Consider the following 14,421-nt stretch of genomic DNA (forward strand, 5'->3'; position numbering starts at 1 on the left):
ATGTCGCTGCTGTTGACCGACCGCTCGTGCTGATCTTCGTGCTGGCGCTGTGCTGCTCGGCTATACGATCTCGTACATCGCCGCACGCAGATGCAGGCGCTGCAGCTCACTTTCTTCTTCTTCCTGCGTCGATCATGCTGTCCGTGTTTACATGTTCACGCTATCGCGGCAATGCCGGCCTGGGCGCAGGTGTCGGCGAATCCTGCCGCTGACCCACTTCCATCGCGCATCATACGCGCGTGATGCTCGACACAGGCGCCGTACTGACGCGCGGTGGCGACCGGAGATCGGCTGCTGGTGTATTCGTGGCGCTGTGCCGGCGTACCGCGCTGGTTCGGTTCAGGCGGACGCTTGACTAAGGCAATCCAGCAACATACGCGCCTCACCAGACTGCCGGCGAAACCGGCCTTCCGACGTTGTGGAATGGGCGATCTTTGTCAGACAGCACAACATTCGATTGAGGCGCCGCTGTGTTCAAGCCAGTCAGATACTCGGGGTGCCGTGTCTCAAGCGAGGTGTGCAGGTCTCGTACAAACGGCGTACAGAGGGTGGTGAATAGGCAGTTCAACCATCTGCGCGCGCCCCTGCTGGCGAGCGACCCGGCGGCGGAGGGCGCAAGCGCGTGCTGTTACTATTCGGGTGACGACGTGCAGGCACGGCCGAGGTCGCGCACTGATCGACAGCTTGCGCTTCCACGCATCGATCTCGGTCCCTCTGGCGATCGGCGCGCGTCTCTCGCCCAGTTCCCGGCGGTCCGTTGCCGGTGGGTCTCAATCTCGTCCGCTTCGAGTGATGTGCTCGTGTGGCGTGGCACCGATCGCGATTTCTATGCCGCCGCCATGATCTCATATACATGACATCTGGTAGCACGAAACCGACATTAGCCGCCGACAGCCACGGCAACGCATTTGCCCGTCAGCTCGATCTCGTCCCGATGACACAGCGCCGCCAGCGCCACGCAGCCGCCGGGCTCGACCGACCACAGCTTGATGAGAGGCCATGCGCGTCGCGCATCGCCTGCGCCGTTCGCCTTGTCGGAGACGGCGATGCCGCCGGCGAGGTTTCCTGCGGTTGATCTCGAAGTGATAACGCCGGGTTCGGCGGTCAGGATCGCATCGCAGATCGAACTGTGTGGCCCGGCTCGTTCGACAACCTGGCGCCGGCGGCCAGCGAACGGCGGGTGTCGTCGGAAATGATCGGGCTCCACGCCCAGACCGCGGTGTCCGGCGAGGCGTCCTTGACGGCAACCGAGATTCCGCTCGACAGGCCACCGCGCCGCAAGGGATCACCACCGCGTCGAGGCTGACGCCAGCGCTTTCGCCTGGGCCATCAATTCGTAGGCCGATCGTGCCCTGGCCGGCGATGATGCGGGTCGTCGAAGGGCGGCACCAGCACCAGGCCTTTCTCGATGTAGGGGCGCACCACCTCATGCGGTCGTCGCGAAAACGGTCGAACGGCACCAACCTCCGCCCCCATCTTGCGACATTGCCGATCTTCATCGCCGGCGCGTCGGACGGCATGGCGATGACCGCCTTGACGCCGAACATCGCCGCCGACGCCGCGGACGCCTTGCGCATGGTTGCCCGACGAGAAGGCGACCACGCCTCGGCTGCGCTCTTCCTCGCTCAGCGACGACCGCTTGTCACTGTAGGCGCCGCGGAACTTGAACGAGCCGGTGCGCTGCAGCGTCTCCGGCTTGAACAGGATGCGGGCGCCGAAACGCTTGTTCAGCTCCTGCGATTCGATCAACGGGTTTCGACAATCAGGCCGGAAAGCCGGGCCGCGGCGCGGTGGATGTCTTCTATGCCGGGAGGGGTTGGTCATGGCGGATCCTGCGAAGCTGTGGTCCGGCCATGGTGCACGGAAAGGGTCGCGCGACACCAACGAAAAAATGTGACCGTTACAAAGTTTGGGAAGTCATGCGTGATTGCGAGATCACCACCGTCCCGGCCGTCACGCCGCCCTCTGTCCTGCCGCGACATCTCCCCCACACGGGGGAGGATCGGATGCCGCGGCACGCTTTGGCCAATTTCCTACGTCGAAGAAGGGCGCTGCTGGCGAAGCTGCCAATCTCCCCCCTCGTGGGGAGTATGTCCGGCAGAACAGAGGGGGGCGCTGTCCCGCCGACATCTCGCCTCCGCTACTGCCGAGCGCCTCAGCCGGGGGCCGCTGCCTGCGGCAGCTCCCCGGTTCGCGCCCTTTGAAAGGTCCACCGGACCTTTCAATTCGCCTACGGCGAACCGTGCTCTCACCCCACACAACGCCCGCTGCCGCGTTGTCCCACCCAGTTTGCGCCAGGTGTTGAAGCGATGCGTGGCGGCGGCGAAGGAGATCTTCATCTGCTGGGCGACCGAGTAGCGCGACTTGCCGTCGTCGAACATGCGTAGCAGCATTCGACGCCCTCTTCGGTCAGCTTGCCGTCCGGGGCCTTGTTGTGCGGAATGGGCGGGATCGAATTTCTCGACCTGCTGCTCGACCAGGCCTTTCAGGCGCTGCAGGTCAGCCTCGATGCTGGCGATGAGATCGAGAACGGGTTTGGGTCATAGTAGGTGGCGGAGGCTGTTGTTGCCGTCATCTGCGGATTCCCTTTTTAGCTTGGTCCCACATATAGGCGAACATTACCTGATAATGAAGAGCGTGCCTCGCGCACGGGGTTCAACCAATTCTTGACCGCGACCCAAGCGCGTCAATTGACGTTGGGCATGTCAAACCCTAGTTTTAGAATAATTCTAAACTAGGGTGAAATTCCTCATGCTTTCCCGTGTTTTTCGGCTTCGCGCCGCCGCCCCTTCGAATCGCTCTCCGAACAGGAGATCCTGGCACTGGCCATTTCATCCGAGGAAGACGACGGGCGCATCTACCGGGCCTACGCCGACGGCTGGCGGAAAACTTTCCGCAATCGGCAAAAGTGTTCGAGGAGATGGCCGAGGAAGAGGATGGCCATCGCGACGCGCTGATCGAACTTTTCCGCAAGCGTTTTCGGCGAGCGCATTCCGCTGATCCGGCGCGAACATGTGAAAGGCTACTTCGAGCGCAAGCCCGACTGGCTGGTGAGGCCGCTTGGCATCGAGCATGCGCGCAACCAGGCGAGGCGATGGAGCGGCGCGCCTACCTGTGTCAGGCTGGCGCGAACGGCAACAGCATCGGCACCCGCCTGGCATAGTCGTCATAGGCGCTGCCCAGTTCGCCGCGCAGGAAGCTTTCTTCCAGTCTTGCCTTCGTCACGATGCCGATGATGAGCAACGCGGTTCCGGCAATGCCCCAGACCGTGCCCTTGGCCGCCATGGTGGCCAGGATCGCCAGCAGCAGTCCGGTGTAGATCGGATGCCGGACCAGCTCATACGGGCCGGTGTCAACGACGTGGTGCCCGGCCTTGGCGGTGATGGTGCCCGACCACAGCCTGCCGAGATGCAGACGCGCCCACCAGGCAAAGGCGATGCCGATGGCGATCAGGGCGACACAGATCCATGCCTCGGCGAAGTTCGGCATCCATAACCTGAGCCGGCCTTCGTAGCCGTGCGCGGGAATGAACAGCAACACCGCGCCGGCCAGCCAGAGAACCCGATAGCGAGCCTCCACCCTGAACCCGGCGCGTTTCTGGGCTGGGTCCGCCCAGAAGGCGGCAGCAAGCCATGACACCAGCCAGATCAACCAAAGCACCACGATTGCCGTCCCGGGATGCATGAGAACCTCCGCAGACTTGGTCCCGATGGCACCATGACGCCGGCGCGGCGCGTCAGCAATCCGGTGACGCGTGGGACGGGCTCCGTTTCAGGTAAGAAGATCGTGATCCGCGCTGCACCTCATTCATGAGGACAGCTGAACATCCATTGCACGCCAAACGCGTCGACCAGCATGCCAAAGCTGGTTCCCCAATATTGCCGCGCCAGGGGCACGGTGATCCGGCCGCCTGCGGCCATGCGGGTGAAAAGCTTCCGCATCGCCGGCAGGCTTTCGAATTCCAGGCAAAGGGCGGAGCCTTTCATCGGCTCCGCGTCATCATTGTCCGAGGCATGAAACAGCACGCCCGGGCCTTCGAACCGCGCATGCAACACCTTTCCGCGCATGGCTTCGGTACGCACCGGCATGGTGTTGTCACCCCAGCGCAGCAGGATCTTTGCCCGGCCAAGACCGCATTGTTCGTAGAACGCCAGTGCCGGCTCGCAATTGGTGGTGAAGAACAGCGAAGCGGAGAGCCGCATCGGTTCGCTCCTGTTCATCGCAGCCGCCACATTAGTGCGCTGCGGCGGTTGCGGCAGCGACAAGTGCCTCGCCGGAATATTGCCACTTACCGATACCCCAGCCGCCGTCGGGCGCATTGACGATGTTGATCCAGGTGTTTTCGGGCCGGTGGCCGGGCACGCAGAGCTCGGCGACAATCCCGGCGGCCGCGGTGATGAACGCATTTCGTGCTTCGATCGAACCAAGACCGATGTTCGGCAGCTTCAGCTCGACCATGACGACCGGCCGATTGGCGCCGCCTGCATAGATGCGATGCAGCGGCAGGATATGGACCGTGCCGCCGACAATCGCGGTGAAGAACGCATTGCCGGTGGCGCCGGAGGCATCGATGAGGGCGGCGCTGAGACGCGGCAAGATCTCGCGCTCTCCCGCCGGGGTCAGTACGCCTTCGGGTGCTGTCACGGTGATTGGCATTTGGCTCTCCTTTTCGCCGGTTTCCATGGTGTTCCGGCGGCTATGTCTTCCGGCTTGCCATGTTTCGTATCGATTGGTACGTTATGCCGAGAAGGTGAGTCAACAGGTTTCGTATCGATCACTATGGATAATTTGGAAAAGCCCAGGGGTGGCCGGCCGCGCGCATTCGATCCCGATCGTGCACTGGATGCGGCGATGCATCTGTTCTGGGAGCATGGCTATGAGGCAACGTCGCTGGCCATGCTGCGCGAAGCGATGGGGCTGACGCCGCCGCAGATCTACAACGCCTTCACCGACAAGGAGACTTTGTTCCGCAAGGCGCTGACGCATTATCACGAGACCGAGATCGGTTTTGCGCTGGAAGCGCTGAGCGCGCCGGTGCCGACGGGGGAAGCGGTTCGGCGGTTGCTGCTCGGAGCGGCGGAGGCCTATTCCAGGCCCGGCAAGCCGGGTGGCTGCCTGTTCGTCAGCGGTGCGCTGGCAGCCTCGCCGCAGGCGCAAGCCATCGCCGATGAACTCAAGGCCTATCGCAAGGCAAGTGAAGCGGCGATAGCCGAGCGGCTGGGCAAAGGCCGGGCAATGGGCGATCTCCCGGAAGGTCTCTCCGTCGAGGGCTTCGCCAAATATTTGGCTGGGGTCATGAACGGCATGTCGATCCAGGCGCGGGACGGCGCTTCGGTCGAAGAGTTGCGCACTTTGGCCCAAACCGCTCTTGCGGCGTTCGTGGTCGAAGGGCAAAAACAGGGCGCATCATCCAAGGAATGAAGCCGATGTTGGATCTCTTCCCAGAGGCTGAAAAGCCGATCGAAATCGTCCCGGCGCGAAAGCTGGTCGCCAAGGTGGCGGCGCTTTACGTCGCGCCATCGGATCATTTCGAGACGCGCCCGGTCGACGCGTTGCGGCTGGGCTTCGACGGTATATCAGGTGATTTCCACGCCGGCGCGACGCGGCGTTCGGGCGGGCGCGAGCCCTGGTATCCGCGTGGCACCGAAATGCGCAACGAGCGGCAATTGTCCGTGGTGGCGGCGGATGAACTGGCCATCGTCGCCGAACGCATGGGCCTGGCCGAGATCAAGCCGGAATGGATCGGCGCCAATCTTGTGATCGAAGGGGTGTCGCATTTGTCCATGCTGCCGGCCGGCACGCTGCTGTTCTTCAAGGACGGTGTGACCATCAAGGTCGATGCACAGAACGGACCTTGCCGCATCGCCGGCCGATCGATCGCCGAACATGCAGGGATGGCCGACATTGAGGCCGGTGCGCAGCTGTTTCCGAAAGCCGCGAAGCGGCTGCGCGGCGTTGTCGCCTGGGTCGAGAAGCCGGGAACGATCAAGGCCGGCGAAGAGATATCGGTGCGCCTGCCGGAGCAGTGGATCTATCAGAGCTAGACTCTCGCCCGCATCGGAATGCCGCATAGGGCAGGGGCTACGCCGCCAAGGCGGCGTAGCGATATTTCCGAACTGGCCTCAAGCCTTGCGGTTCTTCTTCGCGCCTTGCGCCATGATGGAAACGTCGTCCCACTTTTCCCAGGTGGCGATGCGATTGGCGTATTCCTGCTTGATCATTGGCAGGCCGCCATCGCCGAAGAACACGCGCAGCGGCGGCTCGGCGGCATCGACAATGGCCAGCATCGCGGGCCCGGTGGCCTCGGGATCGCCGGCGACCGAATTGGCGCGGCGCTCGGCCATCTTGGCGCGGGCGGGCGCGTAAGCCTCGATCGGCTTGGAAACCTTGGCCGACGGACCGGCCCAGTCGGTGGAGAAGCCGCCGGGCTCGACCAGCGTTACATGGATGCCGAATTCCGCGACCTCGATGTTGAGCGACTGGCTGAAGGCTTCCAGCGCCCATTTCGAGGCATGGTAGAGGCCAAGCGAGGCAAAGGCATTGACGCCGCCGATCGACGAGATCTGGATGATGTGGCCGGAGCGTTGCGCCCGCATGATCGGCAGCGCGGCCTGGGTGACCCAGAGAGCGCCGAACACGTTGGTTTCGATCTGGTCGCGGGCTTCCTGTTCGCTGACTTCCTCGATGGCGCCGAAATGGCCATAGCCGGCATTGTTGATGACGACGTCGAGCCGGCCAAAGCGCTTGTGCGCCTCGGCGACAGCGGCATCGACGGCTCTCATGTCGGTGACGTCGAGCTTAATCGCGGCAATGTTGTCGCCGTACTTCTCGACGAGATCGGCGAGCGTGCCGGCATCGCGGGCGGTCGCCGCAACGTGGTCGCCACGGGCGAGTGCGGCCTCGGCCCAGACGCGGCCAAAGCCCTTCGACGATCCGGTAATGAACCAAACCTTGTTTGTCATGATGTGGAGTCCTTGCCCCTGCGGGCGTGATTTCGGGTGAAAGCGGAGGCTTCTCCGCTTTCGGGCATATACGGACGATCCTGCGCTTTTCCAGAGGCGGGGAACATCTTTTTGAACAAGCCGCGCCCGTAGAAAAAGAAATTGGGCTGATCAGGGATATTGCACCGGGCTCGACCATGCCGGGTCGTCGTGCTTTCGCCAATAGAGCGCCATCAGGCGGCTGGTGACCGGACCGACCTCGCCGTTGGCGATCCGGGCGCCGTCGATCTCCGTCACCGGCATGATGCCGCCGGCGGTCGAGGTGATGAACACCTCGTCCGCCTCGCGCAGCGCGGCGACGCTGACATCGGCCGGGGCGGCGGCGAGGCCCTCTTCGGCGCAGAGGTCGAAGACGGTGCGCCGGGTGATGCCGGGCAGCACGCCAATGGCCGGCGTCGACAGTTCGCCATCCTTGACGCAGAACACGTTGAAGCCCGGACCTTCGGCGACATTGCCGTTGAAGTCGAGAACCAGCGCGGTTTCGGCGCCGCGGTCATAGGCATCGTAGAGACCGCGCACCAGATCGAGCCAGTGGTAGTTCTTGATCGCCGGGTCGATCGAGGCCGGCGGAATGCGCACCTTGTCGCTGATGGCGACGCGCAGGCCGCGCTGCAGCTGCTCGGCATTGGCAACCGAGCCGAACGGCACGGCGAATGCCATGAAGCGGTTGACCGCCTGGCGCGGGTCGCGGCTGAAGGTCGGCGAGGCACCACGCGTGCACAGCATTTCGACATAGGCGGCGCGATGGCCCGACAGCGCCACGCAATTGTGCAGGATTTCGGTCACGCCTTGGCGATCGAACGGGATCGTCATGCGCAGCTTTTCCAGCCCGCCGAAGAAGCGGTCGAGATGCAGGTCGAGCCGGAAGAAGCGACCGTTCCAGACATGCACAGTGTCGTAGGTGGCGTCGGAATGCAGGAACCCCCAGTCCAGCACCGAGACCTTCGCTTGCGACATCGGCAGGTATTGGCCGTCGAGGAAGGCGATGCCGTCGGGATAGGAATGCGGGTCGATATGGCGGTCGCTGACCGTCGGCAGTGGCTTTGCATCCTGTCTTGCCATCGTCTGGCTCATCGGGGCGTCCTCTCGCAGGGCGGGATCAGCAGGCTATCGGCGTCACGCGGAAGGCATAGGGCCAGCCGACCGGCGCTGTTCGTCCTCGATGACGATCTGGCCGATACATTGGAGCGGAATCGCCGTATGTTGTGGGCTCTGACCGGGAGGGGACATGGGCAGGTTTGGGACTGTCATCGCAGCCATGATGATTCTTGCCGCCGCCGGCCAAGCCAGTGCCCAGTGCGCGCGCGAAGGAGAGGAACTGTGCCAGAGCGGCCAGACCTATCGCTGCGAGAAAACCGGCAGCGAATTGACGCCGATCTTCCAGAACGTGCCTTGCGCGGTGAATGTGCCGACGCTGAGCGGCACCTGGGTCGGCAGCGGCCATCAAAGCCCGGCGGGCGCCACCGGCGCCGACTGGTCGATCACCATGACGATCAATGATGGCGGCGCGTCGATCGATTACCCGTCGCTCGGCTGTGGTGGATCTCTGTCGCAGACGTCCAGGGACGATACCTCGGCGGAATACCATGAGAGCATCACCTACGGTCAGGACAAGTGCATCGACGGCGGCAACATCACCGTCAGGTTTTTCAAGGGAAATCTGTCCTGGACGTGGACCGGCCAGGCGGACGGCCAGCCCTACAATGCAGTCGCCGTGCTGACACGGCAATAAGCGGACTTACGGCCTCATTCCTCTTCGTCATCGGCGTCGAGCAGTCGCGTGGCGCGCCAGCGGGTGAGCACGATGTTGGTCTGCTCGATGACGAAGAACCGCGCCGAGTCGCGGTCATAGCCTTCGCTCAGCAGCTTTTCGTAATCGGTGTGCACGTGGCGGATATGGGCAATGGTCGCCAGCCACACGGCAATCGTCGGCGGCAGGGTTTTCATGTGAACCGAGCCGGCATCCGCACGGATCTTCTCCATGTCGGCATAGGGCGCCAGCGTCAGAAGTGCTGTCAGCGCCTTGGCGATGGCACGGCGGCGTCCGGTGGGCGCTTTCATCGCCGAATCCGATTGGGCTCGTCGCGCCCTTCGATGGTCGCCTCGGCGAAGGCATCGGTCGAGGCGAAGTAGGGCTTGATGTCGATGACCGGCGTGCCGTCGAGCACGTCGATGGCGTCGAGATCGATACGACCGGTGCCGATGTCGAGCCCGACGAGTCTGGCCACATGCAGGCCGACCGGGTTCGGCCGGGCCGGGGAGCGCAGGCCGAATACGCCTTTGGCTTCAGCGGCATGGCGCGGTTTCTGCACAATCAGGCTCCGCGGCGCGTGATGCAGCCATGACAGGATGATGATGTGGCTGGCCCGCTCCAGCCCTTGCAGGCCGCTGCGATAGGGCGCGTCGATGGTCAGCACCGCCGGCTGCCCGGTCTCGCGCGCGGTGCGCATGTTCTTCGGACAGGTCTCTCGTGTCGTCCATGGCGAGGCGATGCGGCCGATGAAGACGATCCCGCCATCCGGTGGCATCAGCGCCGGATCGTTCTCCAGCCTCTGCTCGCCTGCACGCGTTTCGAACATTTCAAGCGGTCCGGTCATTTGGCCCAGGTTTCTCCGAACGCTACGCAAGCGGCATTTTCTTGTCCGGAAGCGACATAGTGCTTGCAAGGTGTCGAAAATCGACATAAACATATGTTTATATCTTTTTCAAAGAGAATACACTGATGCACGTCTCTCTCGACACCATGGTGGACACATTGAAGGCGGCGGCCGAATCCAGCCGCCTGCGCATATTGGCACTGTTGTCGCGCGGCGACCTCACCGTTTCCGATCTTACCGAAATTCTCGGCCAGTCGCAGCCGCGCGTTTCACGGCACCTGAAGCTCCTGCTGGAGGCCGGGCTGATTGGCCGCTACCAGGAAGGGTCGTGGGCCTTCTTCCGCCTGTCGGACGCGGATTCCGCGCGTGACTTCGTCATGGGGCTGGTTTCCGGCATTCGCGGCGCCGATCCGCAGGTCGAGCGCGATCTCGAGCGCCTGGCCTCGGTCAAACGCAAGCGGCAGGACCGCGCGACCGAGTATTTTTCCGTGAATGCGGCAAGCTGGGACCATATCCGCTCGCTGCACGTGCCGGACCGCGCCGTGGAGGCCGCGATGCTCAAGCTGGTCGGCAAACGGCCGTTCCAGTCGATGCTCGACCTGGGCACCGGCACCGGTCGGCTGCTCGAAATCTTCTCGCCGCTCTACCGGCGCGGTGTCGGCATCGACATGTCGCGCGAGATGCTGACCGTGGCGCGCGCCAATCTCGACAAGGCGGGGGTTTCGAATGCGCAGGTGCGGCAGGGCGATATCTTCGCGCCGCCGGTCGAGCGCGACGCCTTCGATCTCGTCACCATCCACCAGGTGCTGCACTATCTCGATGATCCCTCCCGCGCCATCCACGAGGCGGCGCGGCTTTTGCGCCCGGCCGGGCGACTGGTCATCGTCGACTTCGCACCGCACACGCTGGAATTCCTGCGCGACGAGCACGCGCATATGCGGCTCGGCTTTTCCGACCGGCAGATCGCCGACTGGTTTTCGGAAGCCGGTCTCGATCTCGAGGACAGCCAGGAGTTCGAGCCGCGCGGCGGCAACGAGGCCCGGCTCACCGTAAAACTCTGGCTCGGCCGCGACCGGCGCCTGCTGATCGCCGATCCTTCCAACGACACAAGGCAGATAAGGGAAGTTGCCTGATGAACCAGTTCCGCTTTTCCCGCCGCCCCGACATCGGTGACAAGGTCCGGGTTTCCTTCGAATTCTTCCCGCCGAAGACCGACGAGATGGAGGCAAGGCTGTGGGACACGGTCACCAGGCTGGAGCCGCTCAAGCCGAAATTCGTCTCGGTGACCTATGGCGCCGGCGGCTCGACGCGTGAGCGCACCGCGCGCACCGTAAAGCGCATCCTGACGGAAACCGGTATTCCGGCTGCGGCGCATCTCACCTGCGTCGGTGCAACGCGCGAAGAGGTCGACGCGGTCATCCAGGATTACAAGTCGATCGGCATCAACCGATTCGTGGCGCTGCGCGGCGATCCGGCTTCCGGTGTCGGCGAACCCTATCGCCCGCATCCAGGCGGCTACGAGAATGGCGCGGAACTGGTCGCCGGGCTTAAGAAAATCTCGGATTTCGACATCTCCGTCGCGGCTTACCCGGAAAAGCATCCGCAAAGCCCGGATTTCGCCACCGACATCGAGATGCTGAAGCGCAAGGTCGATAATGGCGCGACGCGCGCCATCACCCAGTTCTTCTTCGACAATGATCTCTACGAACGCTATGTCGAACGCGTCCGCCGCGCCGGCATCTACATCCCCATCGTGCCGGGCATCCAGCCGGTTCACAGTTTCAAACAGGTCGCGAACTTTTCCGCGAGAGCGGGCGCGCATGTGCCCGGTTGGCTGGCGGAGCGGTTCGAGGGCCTTGACCGGGATCCGCAGACGCATGCGCTGGTGGCGTCGGCGGTGGCGGCCGAACAGGTCATGGATCTGGTCGAGCGCGGGGTCGGCGATTTCCATTTCTACACGATGAACAGAGCCGACCTGGTCTTCGCGATCTGCCACATGATCGGCATCCGCTCGCACGAAGCGGAAGCAGCCGGGTCAGCCGCGGCGTAGGTCCTAAGAGCGTCTGAAATGCAAAAAGGCCGGGCAAAAGCCCGGCCTTTTTTAATTGGTTATACTATTGGGTGCTGGTCTTCCCCGTCTTGGCGGGTCAGGGAAGAAAGCCCATAATGAGGGCTCCGATGAAGGCGAACGCAGCACAGATCATCAATGCGTTGATTGGCCTTGTAAGTCCCATGACATAGCCTCCTCTTAAAGAGCTATGCCCGAGAGTCTAGGTTCATTTGTGCCACAGGCAAGCGGAAAATGTGCTGCATTGCGACGTGATTGTGGGATTTGCGACCCGCCTTTTGCCGTTAGGCATTGAAACTCTTCGGCAAAAACCCGCTTCAGACCTGTGAATAAATTATGGCGGCGGTGTGTCATTGCTGTGTCATGGCAGCGCTACCGTGTCGGTCCTACCGCCTTCCGAACAGTCGCCCGTCGATGGTGACGAGGCCAAGTGCGATCAGCACCACGCCGCCGATTTCGAACAGTTCGAGCCGTTCGCCGAGGAACAGGAAGCCGAGCAGCATGGCGCTGGCCGGCACAATGAGCGTGACCAGCGAGGCGTTGGTGGCGCCGGCCGATGCGACGAGGTTGAAATAGAGTATATAGGCGAAGGCGGTGGACAAAAGCGCCAGTGCCAGCACCGCCGCCCAGACCGACGGCGAGGCCGAGAACAGGCCCGCCGGACCATAGGTGAAGAGCACGATCGGGATCATGATGACGGTCGAGGCGGTCAATTGTCCGGTGGCGATGACCGGCGAGGGCACACCCTTGAAGCGGCGGGCGACCATCAGCGCCACGCCATAGGACAGCGAAGCGCCGATCAGCGCGAATTTGGCCCAGACCGGGCCACCGAGCCCGGCAAGCAGGCCGGGGCCGATCATCACCGCCGTGCCGGCGATGCCGAGCGCAATGCCGGCGAGCTTGTTCCAGGAGAGTTTTTCATCGCTGGTCAGGGCGTTGGCCAGGATCAGCGTCCAGAACGGCGTCGTCGCGTTGAGCACCGAGGCAACGCCGGCGCCAAGCTGGGTCTGGCCGGCGAAGATCAGCGAGAAAGGGACGACATTGTTGGTGAACGCCAGCAGGAAGAACAGGCCGGCGTGGGGAAACGCGAGGCGGAAGGACGGTCCGCGGATGGCGAGATACAGCTGCAGCGCGATCGCCGCGATGGCGACGCGAAACAGCACCAGCACCAGCGGATGAAGTTCCGCCACCGCGATGCGGGCAAAGAAGAACGAGCCGCCCCAGATCGCACCGAGCAGCAGGAGCTGCCCCCAGTCCTTGAGCACCATCGGCCCGCGTTGTGCCGATGTCGCGGTCATTGCCATGTGAATCGTCCTCCCCAGACGGCCTCAATGCCAGCCGGTCAGGCAGAAGCCATATCGGGTCCACCGACAAGGGCCACCCGAAACCTGATTGATGTCAAACGTGCTGCCAGGACCTAGCGCCGCTGCGCCAGCGCCGCGAGACACAGAATTGTTTTCATTAGCCGCTAGCTTGGATTAATTGTGCGCAGCCGAGGTGAGGATTCGTCCATGCAGCGATTCGAGAATGCCCGCGAGGCGGCACTGGCGCTTCGCCCGGACGATCCGGTCTATTGCTTCCGCCCGCAGGTGCTGATGGCGGATGCCAGGCAGTTCATGGGCATGTTTCCCGGCAAGACGGCCTATGCGGTCAAGACCAATGGCGAGCCGATCGTGCTCAAGGCGTTGGTCGATGCCGGCGTCACCGCTTTCGACGTCGCTTCGCCCGGCGAGTTTGCTGCCGTGCGCGCCGTCTCTGCCGATGCCGAGATGCTCTACATGCATCCGGTCAAGGCGCAGTCGGACATCAAGCTGGCGCTGGAGAAGTACGCGATCCGCGTTATTTCGCTCGACCACGAGGACGAGATCACCAAGCTGACGCGGGTGGTGCGGGCGCTCGACATCGATCCGGGCGCGATCAGCGTGTTCGTGCGCATCCAGACGAAAGGATCGGCCGCCTACGAACTATCGAAGAAGTTCGGGGCCGGGCCTGCCTATGCCGTGGAACTGGCCGAGCGACTGAACCGCACCGGCTACAAGGTCGGCCTGTGTTTCCATGTCGGCAGCCAGATCGAGGATCCCGACACCTACGAGCGGGCGCTCGCTTCGGCCGACTGGGTGCGCAACCGGCTGACCTTCGACATTGCCGGGCTCGACGTCGGCGGCGGTTTTCCAGCCGAATACGGCCATGACCCCAACCGCAAGCAGGTCGAGATGCCGTCGCTCGGCCAGATCATGTCGCGGCTGTCGGGCGACCTCAAGGAATACCAGTTCGACCAGATACCGCTGGTGGCAGAGCCCGGCAGGGTGATCGTGGCGCGCTGCCTGTCGCTGATCGTGCGCGTGCTGCTGCGCAAGGGCAAGCGGCTCTACATCAATGACGGCATCTGGGCATCGCTGTCGGATTCATGGACCGGCAAGATCACGCTGCCGGCGCGTTTTATCCCCGATCCGGCGATCCGCTCGCGCAATGGCGAGGAAAAGAACATCGTGCCGTTCAAGGTCTGCGGCGCGACCTGCGATTCCGTCGACATCCTGTCGCGGCCGTTCTGGCTGCCTGAAACGGTCGACACCGGCGACTGGATCGAGATCGGCCATATCGGCGCCTATTCGCTGTCGCTCCGGACCCGCTTCAACGGCTTTTACCCCGACACCTTCGCCGAGGTGACGACGCCCTTCGACGAAGGCGACGCGCCGCAGGGCTTTGCCAGCCTGGAGACGATGGCGGACTAGGGAGTAGCGAATAGGGAAGAGGG

Annotated in this window: 17 protein-coding genes and 2 pseudogenes; 8 read left to right on the forward strand and 11 right to left on the reverse strand. The window is 63.3% G+C overall.

All coding sequences use genetic code 11. From position 1 onward, the window contains the following. Positions 1-212: hypothetical protein (locus ACFSOZ_RS37225; RefSeq protein ID WP_379106657.1), on the forward strand; the 212-nt coding region annotated here is incomplete at its 5' end. A 668-nt stretch (positions 213-880) separates the two neighbouring features. Here the strand turns inward: ACFSOZ_RS37225 and ACFSOZ_RS37230 are convergent. The 3 genes and pseudogenes from ACFSOZ_RS37230 to ACFSOZ_RS37240 form a co-directional block, all read right to left on the reverse strand. Continuing rightward, positions 881-1,207 carry a PALP domain-containing protein gene (locus tag ACFSOZ_RS37230; RefSeq protein ID WP_379106870.1) on the reverse strand — a complete coding sequence of 109 codons (327 nt, stop codon included), beginning with the start codon at positions 1,205-1,207 and terminating at the stop codon, positions 881-883. A 122-nt stretch (positions 1,208-1,329) separates the two neighbouring features. Then, positions 1,330-1,749, reverse strand: a complete 420-nt coding sequence (locus tag ACFSOZ_RS37235) for a pyridoxal-phosphate dependent enzyme (RefSeq protein WP_379106659.1) — start codon at positions 1,747-1,749, stop codon at positions 1,330-1,332. 503 nt (positions 1,750-2,252) lie between these two features. Beyond that, positions 2,253-2,519 (reverse strand): annotated as a pseudogene (locus ACFSOZ_RS37240) (hypothetical protein); the annotation flags it as partial. Between the two features lie 232 nt (positions 2,520-2,751). Here ACFSOZ_RS37240 and ACFSOZ_RS37245 point away from each other — a divergent pair. After that, positions 2,752-3,089 (forward strand): annotated as a pseudogene (locus ACFSOZ_RS37245) (ferritin family protein); the annotation flags it as partial. Between the two features lie 28 nt (positions 3,090-3,117). On the opposite strand, the gene ACFSOZ_RS37250 reads toward ACFSOZ_RS37245, so the two are convergent. The 3 genes from ACFSOZ_RS37250 to ACFSOZ_RS37260 all read right to left on the reverse strand — a co-directional run bounded on the left by ACFSOZ_RS37250 (position 3,118) and on the right by ACFSOZ_RS37260 (position 4,656). Further along, on the reverse strand, positions 3,118-3,684 hold the full coding sequence (locus tag ACFSOZ_RS37250) for a methyltransferase family protein (protein WP_379106661.1): 567 nt from the start codon (positions 3,682-3,684) through the stop codon (positions 3,118-3,120). A gap of 119 nt (positions 3,685-3,803) precedes the next feature. Beyond that, on the reverse strand, positions 3,804-4,202 hold the full coding sequence (locus ACFSOZ_RS37255; protein ID WP_379106862.1) for a VOC family protein: 399 nt from the start codon (positions 4,200-4,202) through the stop codon (positions 3,804-3,806). A gap of 31 nt (positions 4,203-4,233) precedes the next feature. Beyond that, entirely contained in the window at positions 4,234-4,656 is a 423-nt protein-coding gene (locus tag ACFSOZ_RS37260) for a tautomerase family protein (RefSeq protein WP_379106664.1), read from the reverse strand. Positions 4,657-4,851: 195 nt separating this feature from the next. On the opposite strand from ACFSOZ_RS37260, the gene ACFSOZ_RS37265 reads away from it, so the two are divergent. After that, the gene (locus tag ACFSOZ_RS37265) at positions 4,852-5,421 is read left to right on the forward strand and encodes a TetR/AcrR family transcriptional regulator (protein WP_379106667.1); all 570 of its coding nucleotides are present in this window, start codon (positions 4,852-4,854) and stop codon (positions 5,419-5,421) included. A gap of 5 nt (positions 5,422-5,426) precedes the next feature. Then, positions 5,427-6,044, forward strand: a complete 618-nt coding sequence (locus ACFSOZ_RS37270; RefSeq protein ID WP_379106669.1) for an MOSC domain-containing protein — start codon at positions 5,427-5,429, stop codon at positions 6,042-6,044. A 78-nt stretch (positions 6,045-6,122) separates the two neighbouring features. Here ACFSOZ_RS37270 and ACFSOZ_RS37275 read toward each other — a convergent pair whose 3' ends face one another. Further along, a complete protein-coding gene (locus ACFSOZ_RS37275; protein ID WP_379106671.1) occupies positions 6,123-6,962 on the reverse strand; it encodes an SDR family oxidoreductase in 840 nt (279 codons plus the stop codon). Positions 6,963-7,112: 150 nt separating this feature from the next. Further along, positions 7,113-8,075, reverse strand: a complete 963-nt coding sequence (locus ACFSOZ_RS37280; protein ID WP_379106674.1) for a D-amino acid aminotransferase — start codon at positions 8,073-8,075, stop codon at positions 7,113-7,115. A 154-nt stretch (positions 8,076-8,229) separates the two neighbouring features. Here ACFSOZ_RS37280 and ACFSOZ_RS37285 point away from each other — a divergent pair, with 154 nt between their 5' ends. Continuing rightward, positions 8,230-8,733, forward strand: coding sequence for a hypothetical protein (locus ACFSOZ_RS37285; protein WP_379106676.1), 504 nt, complete (start codon positions 8,230-8,232; stop codon positions 8,731-8,733). A 14-nt stretch (positions 8,734-8,747) separates the two neighbouring features. Here ACFSOZ_RS37285 and ACFSOZ_RS37290 read toward each other — a convergent pair whose 3' ends face one another. Together ACFSOZ_RS37290 and tsaA are read right to left on the reverse strand one after the other, a co-directional pair. After that, a complete protein-coding gene (locus ACFSOZ_RS37290; protein ID WP_379106677.1) occupies positions 8,748-9,062 on the reverse strand; it encodes a DUF2293 domain-containing protein in 315 nt (104 codons plus the stop codon). Then, a complete protein-coding gene (tsaA, locus tag ACFSOZ_RS37295; protein WP_379106679.1) occupies positions 9,059-9,598 on the reverse strand; it encodes a tRNA (N6-threonylcarbamoyladenosine(37)-N6)-methyltransferase TrmO in 540 nt (179 codons plus the stop codon). Before tsaA ends, ACFSOZ_RS37290 begins: the two co-directional genes overlap by 4 nt. A gap of 125 nt (positions 9,599-9,723) precedes the next feature. Between tsaA and ACFSOZ_RS37300 the strand changes: the two genes are divergently transcribed. Further along, a complete protein-coding gene (locus ACFSOZ_RS37300) occupies positions 9,724-10,731 on the forward strand; it encodes an ArsR/SmtB family transcription factor (protein ID WP_379106681.1) in 1,008 nt (335 codons plus the stop codon). After that, entirely contained in the window at positions 10,731-11,648 is a 918-nt protein-coding gene (metF, locus tag ACFSOZ_RS37305; protein WP_378915394.1) for a methylenetetrahydrofolate reductase [NAD(P)H], read from the forward strand. Before ACFSOZ_RS37300 ends, metF begins: the two co-directional genes overlap by 1 nt. A gap of 404 nt (positions 11,649-12,052) precedes the next feature. Here metF and ACFSOZ_RS37310 read toward each other — a convergent pair whose 3' ends face one another. After that, complete coding sequence (locus ACFSOZ_RS37310) at positions 12,053-12,970, reverse strand: DMT family transporter (RefSeq protein WP_379106683.1); 918 nt, start codon at positions 12,968-12,970, stop codon at positions 12,053-12,055. A 207-nt stretch (positions 12,971-13,177) separates the two neighbouring features. On the opposite strand from ACFSOZ_RS37310, the gene ACFSOZ_RS37315 reads away from it, so the two are divergent. Next, positions 13,178-14,398 carry an alanine racemase gene (locus tag ACFSOZ_RS37315; RefSeq protein ID WP_379106685.1) on the forward strand — a complete coding sequence of 407 codons (1,221 nt, stop codon included), beginning with the start codon at positions 13,178-13,180 and terminating at the stop codon, positions 14,396-14,398. Positions 14,399-14,421 lie beyond the last annotated feature (23 nt).

This window comes from Mesorhizobium newzealandense, assembly GCF_042682145.1.
Lineage (GTDB): Bacteria > Pseudomonadota > Alphaproteobacteria > Rhizobiales > Rhizobiaceae > Mesorhizobium > Mesorhizobium newzealandense.

What these genes read in the sequence shown, in the direction of transcription:
- ACFSOZ_RS37250 (WP_379106661.1), bottom strand. Translation starts at nt 3,684, where the DNA reads ATGCATCCCGGGACGGCAATCGTGGTGCTTTGGTTGATCTGGCTGGTG.
- ACFSOZ_RS37255 (WP_379106862.1), bottom strand. Translation starts at nt 4,202, where the DNA reads ATGCGGCTCTCCGCTTCGCTGTTCTTCACCACCAATTGCGAGCCGGCA.
- ACFSOZ_RS37260 (WP_379106664.1), bottom strand. Translation starts at nt 4,656, where the DNA reads ATGCCAATCACCGTGACAGCACCCGAAGGCGTACTGACCCCGGCGGGA.
- ACFSOZ_RS37265 (WP_379106667.1), top strand. Translation starts at nt 4,852, where the DNA reads ATGCATCTGTTCTGGGAGCATGGCTATGAGGCAACGTCGCTGGCCATG.
- ACFSOZ_RS37270 (WP_379106669.1), top strand. Translation starts at nt 5,427, where the DNA reads ATGTTGGATCTCTTCCCAGAGGCTGAAAAGCCGATCGAAATCGTCCCG.
- ACFSOZ_RS37275 (WP_379106671.1), bottom strand. Translation starts at nt 6,962, where the DNA reads ATGACAAACAAGGTTTGGTTCATTACCGGATCGTCGAAGGGCTTTGGC.
- ACFSOZ_RS37280 (WP_379106674.1), bottom strand. Translation starts at nt 8,075, where the DNA reads ATGAGCCAGACGATGGCAAGACAGGATGCAAAGCCACTGCCGACGGTC.
- ACFSOZ_RS37285 (WP_379106676.1), top strand. Translation starts at nt 8,230, where the DNA reads ATGGGCAGGTTTGGGACTGTCATCGCAGCCATGATGATTCTTGCCGCC.
- ACFSOZ_RS37290 (WP_379106677.1), bottom strand. Translation starts at nt 9,062, where the DNA reads ATGAAAGCGCCCACCGGACGCCGCCGTGCCATCGCCAAGGCGCTGACA.
- tsaA (WP_379106679.1), bottom strand. Translation starts at nt 9,598, where the DNA reads ATGACCGGACCGCTTGAAATGTTCGAAACGCGTGCAGGCGAGCAGAGG.
- ACFSOZ_RS37300 (WP_379106681.1), top strand. Translation starts at nt 9,724, where the DNA reads ATGCACGTCTCTCTCGACACCATGGTGGACACATTGAAGGCGGCGGCC.
- metF (WP_378915394.1), top strand. Translation starts at nt 10,731, where the DNA reads ATGAACCAGTTCCGCTTTTCCCGCCGCCCCGACATCGGTGACAAGGTC.
- ACFSOZ_RS37310 (WP_379106683.1), bottom strand. Translation starts at nt 12,970, where the DNA reads ATGGCAATGACCGCGACATCGGCACAACGCGGGCCGATGGTGCTCAAG.
- ACFSOZ_RS37315 (WP_379106685.1), top strand. Translation starts at nt 13,178, where the DNA reads ATGCAGCGATTCGAGAATGCCCGCGAGGCGGCACTGGCGCTTCGCCCG.